Source organism: Xanthomonas sp. LF02-5 (assembly GCF_034105325.1).
Taxonomy (GTDB): Bacteria; Pseudomonadota; Gammaproteobacteria; order Xanthomonadales; family Xanthomonadaceae; genus Xanthomonas_A; species Xanthomonas_A sontii.
In genome coordinates this window covers 1-13726 of sequence record NZ_JAXGGF010000004.1, presented here as the reverse complement: position 1 = coordinate 13726, position 13726 = coordinate 1, and the positions used below count along the sequence as shown (strand labels likewise).

The 13726-nt window shown below is 69.0% G+C and carries 13 protein-coding genes; 6 read left to right on the top strand and 7 right to left on the bottom strand.

What is annotated here, in order from left to right; translation table 11 throughout:
* The first annotated feature begins 29 nt into the window (after positions 1 to 29).
* Entirely contained in the window at positions 30 to 1067 is a 1038-nt protein-coding gene (locus SLW52_RS11500) for a histidine kinase (RefSeq protein WP_320740516.1), read from the top strand.
* Here the strand turns inward: SLW52_RS11500 and ppnN are convergent.
* The 5 genes from ppnN to grxD form a co-directional block, all read right to left on the bottom strand.
* Positions 1057 to 2445 (bottom strand): nucleotide 5'-monophosphate nucleosidase PpnN, encoded by a 1389-nt coding sequence (gene ppnN / locus SLW52_RS11495; protein WP_017907239.1) that lies wholly within the window; start codon positions 2443 to 2445, stop codon positions 1057 to 1059. The two genes, SLW52_RS11500 and ppnN, sit on opposite strands and share 11 nt — an antisense overlap.
* A 113-nt stretch (positions 2446 to 2558) precedes the next feature.
* Positions 2559 to 5780, bottom strand: a complete 3222-nt coding sequence (locus SLW52_RS11490; RefSeq protein ID WP_320740517.1) for a TonB-dependent receptor — start codon at positions 5778 to 5780, stop codon at positions 2559 to 2561.
* Positions 5781 to 6185: 405 nt separating this feature from the next.
* Positions 6186 to 6785 (bottom strand): MarC family protein, encoded by a 600-nt coding sequence (locus SLW52_RS11485; RefSeq protein WP_017907241.1) that lies wholly within the window; start codon positions 6783 to 6785, stop codon positions 6186 to 6188.
* Positions 6782 to 7522 carry an SDR family NAD(P)-dependent oxidoreductase gene (locus tag SLW52_RS11480; RefSeq protein WP_267084486.1) on the bottom strand — a complete coding sequence of 247 codons (741 nt, stop codon included), beginning with the start codon at positions 7520 to 7522 and terminating at the stop codon, positions 6782 to 6784. Before SLW52_RS11480 ends, SLW52_RS11485 begins: the two co-directional genes overlap by 4 nt.
* Positions 7519 to 7839, bottom strand: a complete 321-nt coding sequence (grxD, locus tag SLW52_RS11475) for a Grx4 family monothiol glutaredoxin (protein ID WP_010342114.1) — start codon at positions 7837 to 7839, stop codon at positions 7519 to 7521. The genes SLW52_RS11480 and grxD overlap by 4 nt, the downstream gene beginning before the upstream one ends.
* 125 nt (positions 7840 to 7964) lie before the next feature.
* On the opposite strand from grxD, the gene SLW52_RS11470 reads away from it, so the two are divergent.
* Positions 7965 to 8543, top strand: coding sequence for a Fe-Mn family superoxide dismutase (locus tag SLW52_RS11470; protein WP_152182728.1), 579 nt, complete (start codon positions 7965 to 7967; stop codon positions 8541 to 8543).
* 97 nt (positions 8544 to 8640) lie between these two features.
* On the opposite strand, the gene SLW52_RS11465 is transcribed toward SLW52_RS11470, so the two are convergent.
* Positions 8641 to 9789, bottom strand: coding sequence for a 5-(carboxyamino)imidazole ribonucleotide synthase (locus tag SLW52_RS11465; protein ID WP_320740518.1), 1149 nt, complete (start codon positions 9787 to 9789; stop codon positions 8641 to 8643).
* Positions 9786 to 10289: a 5-(carboxyamino)imidazole ribonucleotide mutase gene (gene purE / locus SLW52_RS11460; protein ID WP_152182726.1), complete on the bottom strand. Its 504-nt coding sequence runs from the start codon at positions 10287 to 10289 to the stop codon at positions 9786 to 9788. Before purE ends, SLW52_RS11465 begins: the two co-directional genes overlap by 4 nt.
* 58 nt (positions 10290 to 10347) lie before the next feature.
* Here purE and SLW52_RS11455 point away from each other — a divergent pair, with 58 nt between their 5' ends.
* The 4 genes from SLW52_RS11455 to SLW52_RS11440 all read left to right on the top strand — a co-directional run bounded on the left by SLW52_RS11455 (position 10348) and on the right by SLW52_RS11440 (position 13540).
* Positions 10348 to 10617 carry a Trm112 family protein gene (locus tag SLW52_RS11455; RefSeq protein WP_010342118.1) on the top strand — a complete coding sequence of 90 codons (270 nt, stop codon included), beginning with the start codon at positions 10348 to 10350 and terminating at the stop codon, positions 10615 to 10617.
* Complete coding sequence (gene nadC / locus SLW52_RS11450) at positions 10614 to 11492, top strand: carboxylating nicotinate-nucleotide diphosphorylase (RefSeq protein ID WP_267092473.1); 879 nt, start codon at positions 10614 to 10616, stop codon at positions 11490 to 11492. Before SLW52_RS11455 ends, nadC begins: the two co-directional genes overlap by 4 nt.
* 296 nt (positions 11493 to 11788) lie before the next feature.
* Positions 11789 to 12937: a DUF2272 domain-containing protein gene (locus tag SLW52_RS11445; RefSeq protein WP_320740519.1), complete on the top strand. Its 1149-nt coding sequence runs from the start codon at positions 11789 to 11791 to the stop codon at positions 12935 to 12937.
* A gap of 258 nt (positions 12938 to 13195) precedes the next feature.
* A complete protein-coding gene (locus SLW52_RS11440; protein WP_017908204.1) occupies positions 13196 to 13540 on the top strand; it encodes a DUF3301 domain-containing protein in 345 nt (114 codons plus the stop codon).
* Positions 13541 to 13726 lie beyond the last annotated feature (186 nt).

Below are 13726 nucleotides of genomic sequence, written 5' to 3'. Positions count from 1 at the left end.
TCGGCCCTGCCCCACCGCCTTTCGCCCCGATGCCCGCCTCCGCCTACTCCAAGGACCAGCTCCAGGTCCTCAAGCAACCCTCGACCCTGATCTGGATCGTGATGGCCGGCGAGTGCATCGCGGCCATCCTGGCCCTGACCCCGGTCCCGGGCACGGGCATGGCAGGGAGCCGCTGGGTCTACTTCGGGCTGGCGTCGCTGGGCATCCAGTGGGTCGCGCTGCTGACCCTGGCGAGCCTGCTGCTGTTGCGCCGGGCGCTGGCCGGATGCGGCTTCCTGTCCATCACCGTGGCCACACTGGGCCTGATGCAGGCACTGACCTGGCTGATCAGCGGCGTGATTCTCTATGCCTTCGGCGACTACTGGCAGCTCTCCGACCGCGCATGGCTGACGCTGTCGCTGCAGTTGTCCGGCATCGCCCTGCTGATCGGCCTGCTCGGCATGGCCGCGCTGCACAACCACGTGCGCATCAAGCAACTGGTGGAACGCGCCAAGCAGGCCGAGATCGACGCACTGACCGCGCGCGTGCAGCCTCATTTCCTGTTCAACACGCTCAATACCGCGGTGATGCTGGTGCACCGGCAACCGCAACAGGTGGAACAACTGCTGATGGATCTGTCGGATCTGTTCCGCGCCGCGCTGGCCGCGCCGGACCTGGTCGACCTGCAGGACGAGATCGACCTGGCCAGGCGTTACCTGGACATCGAGGCGATTCGCTTCGGGCCACGCCTGCGCGTCCATTGGGAGGTGCCGAAGGCGCCGGCACCGGTGCGGATTCCGCGGCTGTCGCTGCAACCGCTACTGGAGAACGCCGTGCACCACGGCATCGAATGCAGTGCCGAGGGCGGCGAGATCGGCATCGCCATCGGCGAACGCGACGGCGCCCTGGAGATCAGCGTGCGCAATCCGGTGCCGATAGGCGGCCTGTCGCCGCATATCGGCCGCGGTCACCGCGTCGGCCTGTCGGCGCTGCGCACGCGCCTGGACAGCCTGGAAGGCGCCTCGCTGCACACCGCCAGCGATGGCGCCTGGTTCGTCGCGACGATCCGGATCGGACTCAGGCCATGACCCGGTAGCAGGGCCGATACTCGCCGGAGATCTTCATGCGGCGCTGTTCGACGAAGGCGCGCAGCAACTCGTCCAGGGCCTGCATCATGTCCGCATCGCCGTGGATCTCGAACGGGCCATGCTGCTCGATACGGCGCATGCCGTCTTCCTTGACGTTGCCGGCGACGATGCCGGAGAAGGCGCGGCGCAGGTCCGCGGCCAGCGCATGCGGCGGACGGCCATGGTGCAGATCCAGCGCGGCCATCGCCTCATGGGTCGGCTCGAACGGACGCTGATACTCCAGCGGGATGTCCACCGACCAGTTGAAGTAGAACGCGTCCTTCTGCTCCTTGCGGTGCGTGCGCACGTGCTGGATGCCGGCGGCCATCTTGCGCGCCACCGCCACCGGATCGCCGACCACGATCTCGTAGCGCGAGGTGGCCACTTCGCCCAGGGTCAGGCGCAGGAAGCGGTCGATCTGCTCGAAATACGGCGCGGCGATGGTCGGGCCGGTGAGGATCAGCGGGAACGGCAGGTCGCGGTTCTCCTCGCGCAGCAGGATGCCGAGCAGATACAGGATCTCCTCGGCGGTGCCGACACCGCCGGGGAACACGATGATGCCGTGGCCGATGCGGACGAAGGCCTCCAGGCGCTTCTCGATGTCCGGCATGATCACCAGGTGGTTGACGATCGGGTTCGGCGACTCGGCGGCGATGATGCCCGGCTCGGTCACGCCGATGTAGCGGTTGTCGTGCTTGCGCTGCTTGGCATGGGCGATGGTGGCGCCCTTCATCGGCCCCTTCATCGCGCCCGGGCCGCAACCGGTGCAGATGTCCAGCCCGCGCAGGCCAAGCTCGTAGCCGACCTGCTTGGTGTACAGGTACTCGTCGCGCGAGATCGAATGGCCGCCCCAGCACACCACCAGCTTGGGATCGGTCGGCTGCAGGATGCGCGCATTACGCAACTGGCCGAACACCGCATTGGTGATGCCTTCGCTGGACTGCAGGTCGGTGCTGGATTCGGGGCCCAGCTCGATGGCCATGTAGGCCAGGTCGCGGACCACGGCGAACAGCAGCTCGGCCACGCCATTGATGATCTCGCCGTCGACGAAGGCCATCGCCGGCGCGTTGAGCAGGTCGATGCGCACGCCACGGTCGCGCTGCACCACCTGGATGTCGAAATCGGGATACAGATCGCGCGCCGCGCGCGGATCGTCCGAGGCGCTGCCGCTGGTCAGCACCGCCAGCGCGCAGCGCCGCAGCAGTTCGTGCAGGCCGCCGCTGGAGGCGTCGCGCAGGCGCGCCACTTCCACGCGCGAGAGGATGTCCAGGCCGCCGCGCGGGTAGATCCGCGCATCCACTACCGGCAGCGCGCGCGCCGCCGTATTGCTGGTCGTCATATCGAATGTCTTGTCGGTGTCGTCAGCCGGCGACTTTAACGTCAGCCCCCATAAAAAGAAAACGGCCGGGTCGCCCCGGCCGTTTCCAACGCTTCAGCTAGCGTGCGCCGCGATCAGAACTGATAGCGGAAGCCCAACTGCAGCGACCACTGCGACACGCCGGTGTTGAAACCGTCGGCGTCGGCGTTGGCGGCCGTCGGCTGGTCGGTGTACAGGGTGTTGTACACGTACTTGCCCTGGTAGATGCCCTGCAGGTTGGCGACACGGGCGTCGGCGTAGAAGCCGTAGTCGTAGATCCGGCCCCACTTCTTGTTCAGCAGGTTGCCCACGTTCTGGATGTCCAGCCAGACCTCGGACTTGTGGCCCTTGAAGAAGCCGGGCAGCTGCTGGGTGATACGCACGTCGAAGGTGTTGATCCAGCCGGAACGGAAGCCGTTGGCCGGGGCGTAGCTGCCGGCGTACTTGGCCAGCTGCGGGTTCTTGGCCAGCCAGTCGAAGAACTGCTGCTGCAGCGCCGGGTTGGCGGTGAACGCACCGGTGTTGCTCAGCGTACCGAACAGCACATCGCCCGGGCCCTTCGGCACGTAGAACAGGTCGTTGGTCGAACGGCCGTCGCCGTTGGCGTCGCCGTTGAACACGTAGCTGTACGGACGGCCGCTGCGGCCTTCGTAGACCAGGCCCACGCGGGTCTCGTAGTCGCCGAAGAACATGTGCTTCCAGTCCAGCGAGCCGGAGATCCGGTCCTTGATCTCGTAGCGCGAGGTGTTCTCGGTTTCCGAGTTGGCGTTGAAGGCGTACTGGTAGCCCCAGCCCGAGCTGGCGGTGGAGCTGGTCAGCGAACCGACTTCGGTGGCGTGGGTGTAGGTGTAGCCCAGGGTCCAGGACCAGTCGCCGCCTTCGCTGAACGGCTTGGACAGCGACACGGTGAACTGCTGGGTCTTGCCCTTGTCGGTGTTGTCGATCAGGTAGACGTCGCTATACGCCGGATTGCGGTTGTAGCGGTTGTTGCCAGTGGCCCACGGACGACCGGTCTGCGCCGGGTTCCAGTACAGCGCGCGGCCATCCGGACCGTAGTAGGCCGGGCTCGGATCCTGGCCAGGGCTGTTGACGCGACCGATGTTCAGGCTCTTGTAGTACAGGCCGTTGTTGACCTTGGTCACCAGCAGCTCGGCCGAGGCCACGATGCCGTACCACGGCAGTTCGTGATCCAGGGCCAGGTTGGCCTTGTACAGCGACGGCAGCTTGAAGTCGTTGCCGACGAAGCTCACGCCCTGGGTCGCCGAACCGGGACGATTCGGGACCGGCTGGGTATCCTTGTTGGCGCTGAACGGCACCGTCGGATCGTACGTGGTCAGGCTATAAGCGTTGTAGTTGAAGCCGGTGTTGGAGTAGCTGTTGCCGATCCACACCTGCGGCGCATCGCCCTGGAACAGGCCCACGCCACCGCGCAGCTGGGTCGGACGGTCGGTGTCGAAGGTGTAGTTGAAGCCGACGCGCGGCTGGATCAGGAAATCGCCGTTGAAGATCTTGCTGTTGTCGTAGCCGAAGTAGGCCTGCGCCGCGGCGTTGTAGGTCGGATCCGGGCTCACCTTCGCGCGATCGCCACGCAGGCCCAGGGTCAGGGTCAGGTTGTTGTTGACGTACCAGGTGTCCTGCACGAACAGGCCGAGGTTGCTGTTCTTGTAGTCGGCCGCGATCGAACCCGGGCTACGCTCCTGGTTGAGCTGGTACGAGCTCCAGCGGCCGCTGGCGAAGTTGTCCAGGCCGAAGAAGGTGTACACGCCCCAGGTGTTGCGGCCGTACAGGTTGTAGATGTCGTTGGTGCTGTAGTCGACGCCGAACTTCAGGTTGTGGTTGTCCAGGGTCAGGGTGCCCGCACCGTAGTAGTTCCAGGTCTTGGTGGTGAGGATGTTGCCCTGCGAGTTGGTCTCGGTGCCCAGGAACAGCACGTCGCCGGTCGGGTTGGCGACCGAACCGTCGAAGTACACGGCGATGCTCGGCGCGTTGGTCGGCACCACGCGGATCGCGGAGTAGTCGCGGTAGGACACCTTGAACTCGGTGGAGAAGTTCTCGGACCAGTCGCTGAACAGCTGGCCGACGTAGCTCTCGACAGACTTCTCGTGCTGGTACCAGTACGAGCTCAGCGAGGCCTGGCTGGAGTTGCCGGCACCATTGATGCGCAGCTTGCTCTGGTCGAGCTTGCTGTAGCGGAAGCTGGCGCGGTGGTTGTCGCTGATGTTCCAGTCCAGCTTGAGCGCGTATTCCTTCAGGTCGGTGTTGCCGTCGCTGTCCAGGGTGCCGGCGTCGAAGCCGTAGTTCTTGGCGATCTGCTGGGCGCGGGTCACGTCGGCCATGCCGTACTTGGCGTTGGCCTTGCCCAGCGCGGTGCTGCCCAGGTCGAGGCCCGGCGCGTCCTGCTGGAACTTCTCGTAGTTGGCGAAGAAGAACAGCTTGTCCTTGACGATCGGGCCGCCGAAGGTCGCGCCGTAGGTCTTCTCCTTGGTGAAGCCGTTGAACTTGCTGCCGTCCGGGTTGTCGCCGAACCAGTCGCCATCGCGATAGCTGCCGTACACCGAACCGTGGAACTCGTTGGTACCGGACTTGGTCACCGCGTTGACGGTGGCGCCGGCGGCGCTGGCGATGCTGACGTCGTAGTTGGACAGGTTGACGTCGATGGCTTCGATCGCTTCCATCGACACCGGCTGACGCCGGGTGGTCATGTTGTTGCCTTCCAGGCCGAAGGTGTCGCTGGCCGAGACGCCGTCGATGTTGATCGAGTTGTAGCGCGGGTTCAGGCCGCCGGCGCTGATCGTGCCCGAGGCGCGATCGACGAAGGCCACGCGCGGATCCAGGCGCATGTAGTCCTGGATGTTGCCGTTGATCGACGGCAGCGCTTCGATCTGCTCGCGGCCGACGTTGGTGCCCGAGCCCATCTTGGTGGCGCTGAACACTTCCGAGCCGGTGGCGATGGCGACCGCGTTGACCGTCTCCAGCGTGGTCGGCGCAGCCATGTCGCCGGTCAGGTCGGCGTTGATGGTGGCGTTCTGGTTGACGCTCAGGTACACGCCGTCTTCGGTCTTGGTGCCGTCACCCGACTTGGTGATGGTGATGCTGTACGGACCGCCGACGCGCAGGCCGCGCGCGTTGTAGCGACCGGCGGCATCGGTGGTGGCGCGGCTGACCGTGCCCGACTCGACGTGGGTGATGGTCACCTCGGCGCCGGCGACCGGCTGGCCGCCGTGGGTCACCACACCGCCGACACCGGCGGAGGTGCTCTGGGCGAACACCGGCGCCGCGGCCAGCGCCGCAACGAGGCCCAGAGTGAGCTTGGACATCCGCAGACGGGGTTGAATCATTGCAATAGCCTCGATGGAGTTTGACGAAATGCGCATGGCAGGCCGTGCGGGGTACGGACGCACGGCCGCGGAATGAGGGGGCTGGTCACCCTTGCCGATTCCCCGCAAGGGTTAACATGAGTTTAACACCATAGGGCCAATTTGTTGCCAAACCGTGACAACGCGGCACAAGCGGACATCAGAAGACGTCGATCCCAGTCCTGGCGGGCTTCGGCGACAACGCCGGGACAGGCACGCAAGGCCGCCCGGGACCGCCGCCGGCCACGCCCCCTACCCGTGCCGCCTGAAGGGGCCGCAGCAAGCAGCCTGGCGTGCTCGAAGCGAGGCCCGCCCGGGGCCAGCGCGCCGTCCCCACGGCGCCCCCGACTCGGCCGCGATGCAACCTCAGCCGGCGACCGGCAGCTTCAGATAAGCGCTGAGCCCGTCCAGGAACATCTGCACCGAGATCGCCACCAGCAGCATGCCCATCAGCCGCTCGACCGCGGTCAGCACGCGCATGCCGAGCAGCTTGTACAGCAGCGTGCCGGAGAACAGCAGGGCCGAGGTCGCCAGCCAGGCCAGGATCAGCGCCAGGCTCCACTCGCCCAGCCGGGTCGGCTCGTTGCTGCCCATCAGCATCACCGCAGCCATGCCGGAAGGGCCGGCGACCAGCGGGATGGCCAGCGGCACGATGAAGGGCTCGCCGTCGGGAATTTCGCCCATCAGCCCTTCCGGGCGCGGGAAGATCATGCGGATGCCGATCAGGAACAGCACGATGCCACCGGCGATCGCCACCGACTCCTGGCGCAGGTGCATCACTTCCAGGGCGTACTTGCCGCCCCACAGGAAGCCCATCAGCACGCCCAGCGCGATCAGCAGTTCGCGCGCCAGCACGACGCGCTGGCGCCGCGCCGGCAGCGGCTTGAGCACGCTGAGGAACACCGGGATGTTGCCCAGCGGGTCGAGGATCAGGAACAGCAGCAGCGCTGCCGACAGGATGGTCATGCCAGGGGATTCCAGATTGCGCCGCGGTGCGCGGCGCCGGCGGGCGACAGCAGGTCGACGCAGGCGTCTGCGTAGCGCGCCGGATCGACCGCGTCGCGGTCTTCTTGATGGGTGTAGGCGCGGGCGCGCAAGGCGGTGCGCATCGGCCCCGGCTGCAGGCCGGACACGCGCACGCGCGAGGCGGCCAGCTCGCCGTGCAGGCTCGCCAGCAGGCCGCGGCGGCCGTGCTGGGCCGCGCCGTAGCCGCCCCAGTAGGCCTGGCCGACCCGCGCCGGATCGTCCACCGCGAACACGATCGCGGCATCCTCGGCCTGTCGCAGCAACGGCAGGCAGGCCTGGGTCAGCCAGGCCGCGGCGGTCAGGTTGACGTGGATCGCGCGCGCGAACTGGGCCGGATCGGCATGCTCGAACGGGGTCAGCCCGGCAAAGTCGGCGGCGCAGTGCAGCAGCCCGTCCAGGCGGCCGAGCTCGCCCTGCAGGCGCTCGGCCAGGGTCGCGTAGTCCGGCGGAGTGGCGCCGAGCAGGTCCAGCGGGTACAGCAGCGGCGCGGCGCCGACCGCGGCGATCGCGTCGTAGACGCGGTTCAAGCGTGCCGGCTTGTGCCCGAGCAGGACCACGGCGGCCCCCGCCTGGGCGCAGGCCAGCGCCGCAGCGCTGCCGAGCCCGCCGGCGGCGCCGCTGACCAGGACCACCCGCTGCGCCAGCGCGCCGGCCTGCGGCGACGCAGGCGCACTCACGACTGGTAGGCCTCGGTCACGATGCGCTGCAACTCGCCGGACTCGAACAGCTCCATGGTGATGTCGCAGCCGCCGATCAGCTCGCCATGGATGAACAGCTGCGGGAACGTCGGCCAGTTCGAATAGCGCGGCAGATTGGCCCGGATCTCGGGCTCGTCGAGCACGTTGACGGTGTGCAGGCGGTCGGCGCCGGCGGCCAGCAACGCCTGCAACGCGCGGCTGGAAAAGCCGCACATCGGGTACTGCGGCGTGCCCTTCATGAACAACACGATGGGATGGCGTTCGACGTCGGCCTGGATGCGCTCCATCACCTGCATGCGGGTTCTCTCCTGCTGGGGCGAAAGAACGACCTTGGCGGTCGGCTAGACTCTCGCGTAGCCACATAGTGTAAGCCCTGCGCGCGGCAGTACCGCGACGCGCGCCCGAAACCGCCAGAGGATCCATGCCCATCGAACTCGCTCCCCTGCCCTACGCCGCCGCGGCGCTGGCCCCGCACCTGTCCGCCGCCGCGGTGGAACAGCACCACGGCCAGCACCAGCGCGCCTTGGTGGAACGGCTCAATGCGCGGCTCGCCGGTAGCGACCTGGCCGAGCTGGCGCTGCCGGACCTGCTGCGGCGCGCGCAGGGCCGGCTGTTCCAGGAGGCGGCCGAGGTCTGGAATCACGAGTTCTACTGGCGCGGCCTGCGCCCGCGCGGCGGCGGCGAACCGGGCGGCGCGCTCGGCGAGCGCCTGACCAGGAGTTTCGGCGACGTGGCGCGGTTCAAGGCCGAGTTCGAGCGCATGGCCCTGGCGCTGTTCGGTTCGGGCTGGGTGTGGCTGGTGCAGCGTCCCGACGGCAACCTGGCCGTGGTCAGCACCGCCAACGCCGGCACCCCGCTGACCGGCGACGACACGCCGCTGCTCGGCTGCGACGTCTGGGAACACGCCTACTACATCGACCATCCCGGCGACCGCGCGCGCTATCTGCAGGCGTTCTGGAAACTGGTCAATTGGGAGTTCGCGGCGTCCAATCTGCGGTGAGCGGGGATTGGGGAGTCGGGATTGGAGATTCGCAGGAGCGGCGGCCGTGGCTGCCGGTTCCTGGCCCAGGCGTGGCCTGGGCGCTCCTGCTGCTGGTTCAGCGCTCGCCGCGCAACGCGGCGATCACCGGGGCGACCTGGGCCTCGCGCTGCAGTTGCGCGCCCACGGTCTGCAGGGCCAGCGCCAGCGCCTCCGGCGTGTCCTCGCGCAGGGTGGCGTGGCCGACCTTGCGGCCTTCGCGCGGCTGCTTGCCGTAGTCGTGCCAATGCCCGCCGGGCTGCGCCAGGACCGGTGCGGCGTCGGGCATCGCGCCGATCCAGTTGAGCATGCAGGCATGGCCACGCATGCGCGTGGAGCCCAGCGGCAGCCCCAGCACCGCGCGCAGGTGGTTCTCGAACTGCGAGGTCTCCGCGCCTTCGATGGTCCAGTGGCCGGAGTTGTGCACGCGCGGGGCCATCTCGTTGGCCAGCAGTTCGCCGTCGCGGCAGAACAGTTCCAGCGCGAACACGCCGACGTACTGCAGGCGTTCGGCCAGGGCACGCGCATGCGCCACCGCCGCCTGCTCAAGCGCGGCATCGGCCTGCGCCGGCGCCAGGCTGGCCGACAGCACGCCGTGCACATGCCAGTTCTCGGTCAGCGGCCAGGTGCGGAACTCGCCGTCGCGGCCGCGCACCGCCACCACGCTGACCTCGCGCTGGAACGGCACGAACGCCTCGGCGATCAGGCCGACGCTGGCCGCCTGCGCGCCCAGCGCCGCCCAGGCCGCATCGGCGTCGGCGGCGGAGGCGATGCGGAACTGGCCCTTGCCGTCGTAGCCGAGCCGGCGGGTCTTGAGGATGCACGGCGTGCCGACCTGCGCCAGCGCCGCGTCCAGATCGGCGCGGGTGTCGATCGCGGCGAACGCCGGCACGGGAATGCCGAGTTCACGGAACACGGTCTTCTCGGCCAGGCGATCCTGCGCCACGGCCAGCGCATCCGGGCTCGGGAACACCGGCACCTGCCCGGCCAGCCAACCGGCGCTGGCCGCAGGCACGTTCTCGAAATCGAAGGTCGCCACGTCGACCGCGTCGGCGAACGCGGCCAGCGCGGTCTCGTCGGCATAGTCGCCGACCCGCAGCGGCGCGATCTGCCCGGCGCAGGCATCGGCCGCCGGATCCAGCAGCGCGAATCGCAGGCCCAGCGGCACGCCGGCCACCGCCATCATGCGTGCCAACTGCCCCGCTCCCAGGATGCCGACGGTGGTCATTGGCGCGGATCGTCCTTGGCCATCACGTCGTCGGTCTGGCGCTGACGGAACTCGCCCAGCGCGGCACCGATCTCAGCGTGGTCGTGGGCCAGCATCGCCGCGGCAAACAGCGCGGCGTTGGCCGCGCCGGCATTGCCGATCGCGAAGGTGGCCACCGGGATGCCGGCCGGCATCTGCACGATCGACAGCAGCGAGTCCATGCCGTTGAGCGCCTTGGACTGCACCGGCACGCCCAGCACCGGAACCGCGGTCTTGGCCGCGAGCATGCCCGGCAGGTGCGCGGCGCCGCCGGCACCGGCCACGATCGCGCGCAGGCCGCGCCCAGACGCTTGCTCGGCATAGGAGAACAACACGTCGGGGGTGCGGTGCGCCGACACCACCTTCACTTCATAGGGCACACCCAGCGCATCGAGTTTCTGCGCCGCATGCTGCATGGTCTCCCAGTCGGAGCGGGAACCCATCACGATGCCGACGAGCGGCGCGGTTTGCTTGGAGGTCATGGCCGTCCCCTGCCTTAAAGACGTATTCTAGCCGTCTTCCACGCAAGACGAAGACCGGATGGACCGCAAACTGCTCGACCTGCTGTGCTCGCCCGACACCCGCCAACCGCTGGCGCTGCTGGAGGCGCGCGGCCTGGAGGCATTGAACCGCGCCATCGCCGCCGGCGGCGTGCAGCGCGCCGATGGCAGTGCGCAGGCGCAACCGCTGCGCGAAGCCCTGATCACCCGCGACCGCAAGCAGGTGTTCCGCGTCGACGACGGCATCCCGGTGCTGCTGGCCGAAGAGGCCATCGGCACCGCCCAGCTCGCCGACTTCCCGGCCAAATGAGCCGCGACATGGCGCCGCCGCAGGCGCCCGCCGCGGAGCTGATCGCCGCCGATGTCGCGCGTGCGCTGGCCGAGGATCTCGGCAGCGGCGACGTCACCGCCGCGCTGCTGCCCGACCGCGCCGACAGCGCCTACCTGCTGTGCAAGCAGGACGCCGTGATCGCCGGCCGCCCCTGGTTCGACGCCTGCCACCAGGCGCTGGATCCGCAGGTCCGGATCGACTGGCAGGTGGCCGAAGGCCAACGCGTGGCCGCCGGCACGGTGCTGGCGTTGCTGCACGGGCGCAGTCGCGCCCTGGTCAGCGCCGAGCGCGCGTCGCTGAACTTCCTGCAGACCCTGTCGGCCACCGCCACCGCCACCGCCGCCTACGTGGCCGCGGTCGCCGGCACCGGCGCGCGCATCCTGGACACGCGCAAGACCCTGCCTGGCCTGCGCCTGGCGCAGAAGTACGCGGTGCGCTGCGGCGGCGGCAGCAACCACCGCATCGGCCTGTACGACACGGTGATGCTCAAGGAAAACCACATCCACGCCGCCGGCTCGCTGCCTGCGGCGGTGGCCGCCGCGCGCGCGCAGTGGCCGGCGCTGCCGCTGGTGGTCGAGGTGGAAACTCTGGAGCAACTGCGCGAAGCGCTGCAGGCCGGCTGCGATCGCATCCTGATCGACGACTTCACTGCGGAACAGCGCCGCGACGCGGTGGCGATCGCCACGGCCGCACCGTTCAATCGCGCGATTCCGCTGGAAGTCTCCGGCGGCGTCGACCTGGAGGCGGTGCGCGCGATCGCGCAGGACGGCGTCGACTGCATCTCCATCGGCGCACTCACCAAGCATGTGCAGGCCGTGGATCTGTCGCTGAAACTCGGAACGCCGCCGCAGTAGGCGGCCAGAGCCGCGACGAGGCGACCGCGCGCCCATTCCACACCCGCGGCGAATGCGGATACATCCCATGCGTGCATGTCCGCACGCATGGCCCAGTCGCGACGTTGATCGTTTCCACCCCGCTGGGTGATTCCCACCACCCCCAAGGGCAAATCGCGAAGTGCCTGATCCGCCGGCAAACGCGCTAGCCAGCACGGCGCGATCTGCCTGGATCGCGCGGCACGCCCTACACTTCACGGCCTCGCCAACGCCGCTCTGCGACGCTGCGCGCTTCCCCGTCCCCACCGAGTCCGCCGATGTTCCGCCCCTGGTTCGCGCTGCTGTGTGTCGCCGCCCTGTTTCCCGCCGGCCGCGCCGCGGCCGCGGAAGTCTGCGATCTGCCGCCGCGCTTCGGCCTGACCCCGGCGGCGGTGGCGATCGTGCGCACCGCCTGCAACGAGCACCGGCTGTGGTGGCGCCCGTTCATCGATCGCGACGGCCGCCTGGCCGGCCTGCGCGTCACCGAGGCCGAGCGCGCCGACCTTGCCGACGACGGCATCGAAGCCTGGCAGCGCGTCGCCACCTACTGGCGCGACAGCGGCACGCTGGGCGCAATGGGCCGCTTCGACGGTGCCGAGAGCTGCCAGCAGTTGGACGGGTCGCGCTACCGCGAGAACGACTGCCGCGCCTTCATCGTCGACAACCCGTGGTCGGCAGCCTTCGTGTCCTACGTGATGGTGCGCGCCGGCGTGGCCGGCTTCCACACCTCGATCCGGCATATCGACTACATCCGCGCCGCCTACCAGGCCGGCGCCGACGGCCTGCCCTATCGCTTCGCCGACCCGCAGCAGGAAAAGCCTGCCCCCGGCGATCTGCTGTGCTTCCTGCGCGGACGCCGGCAGCCGGTCGGCACCGCCGGCCTGCGCGAGGCGCTGGCGCGCGGCCGCCCGCTGCCGTGGGAATCGCATTGCGACATCGTGGTCGCAGCCAATGTCGGCGGCGACCAGACCCTGTACCTGATCGGCGGCAACGTGTTCAACGCAGTGACCATGCGCAAGCTCAAGCTGGACCGCAGCGGGCGCCTGCAACTGGATGCGCCGCTGGCGCAGGACCAGAACGACGAAGGCGCCGCGCTCGAATGCACGCCCGGCCACGAGGAACTGTGCGACTTCAATCGCCAGGACTGGTCCGCCCTGCTGAAGCTGCAACCGCAGGCGCAGGTGCTGCTGCCGCCCGCCCCGATCGATCCCGCCGCCGCGCCGGTGACGACGCCAGCCGCGCCCGCGGCCAGTGCGGTCCCCGGCACGCCCGCCGCCCCGCCCGCACCGCCCGCACCACCCACCGGCCCGAACACGCCGGCGGCGGCATCCCCCATACCCAACGCGACACCAGCAGCGCCGCACCCCACCGCGCCCACCGGCAACCAGGCACCCAAGACGGAACCGCAGTCACAGCCACAGCGCTAAAGCGTATTCGTCCAATCGCAACACCAGGGCGCCTCTCAACACCGGGAGTCCGGTGGACGCACACCGCGCGTCATCAATGCATGCAGATGCCTCGCTCAGGACCACGGCGGGGACCGGAGGCGTCCGTCAGCCGCTGCACCGCCCCAAGACATCTACGAGCAGCGCGCGAGGCGCAGCTCTTGCCATTCCCCATTCCCGAATCCCAATCCCAGCCCAAGCAAGATTGCCCGCCTACCAGCGCCTCGCTACAGTGGCGCCATGCCCAGCCTGATCCTGTTGATGATCGCCGGCGCCGCGGTGTTCGCGTTCTGGAACGCCTCGCGTGCGGCCGCCGAACGCGCCGAAATCCTCGGCCGCAACGCCTGCAAGGCCGCCGACGTGCAGTGGCTGGACCAGAGCGTGCACGGCACCGGCCTGCGCCTGCGGCGCCTGCCCAATGGCTGGCTCGGCTTCGAGCGCAGCTTCCGCTTCGACTATTCCTACGATGGCACCGACCGCCACAGCGGGCGCCTGGTGCTGCTCGGCGATCAGTTGATCGCGTTCACCGGGCCGTCGGTCGCCAGCGTGAGCAGCCTGCAGGAAGCCCGCGCGCAGCGCGACTGAGCCGTGCACCACGGCCGTGCACCACGGCCGCGCACCGATACCGATACCGATACCGATGGCGTGCGGCGTGTCGTGTCGGGCGACAGCGAAGCTGAGTGCGCGGGCGATGCGCATGCCACATGGAATGGACGGCGAATGCAGGAGCGGCTTCAGCCGCGATGGGCGTTACCGGTAAGCCCGTCGCGG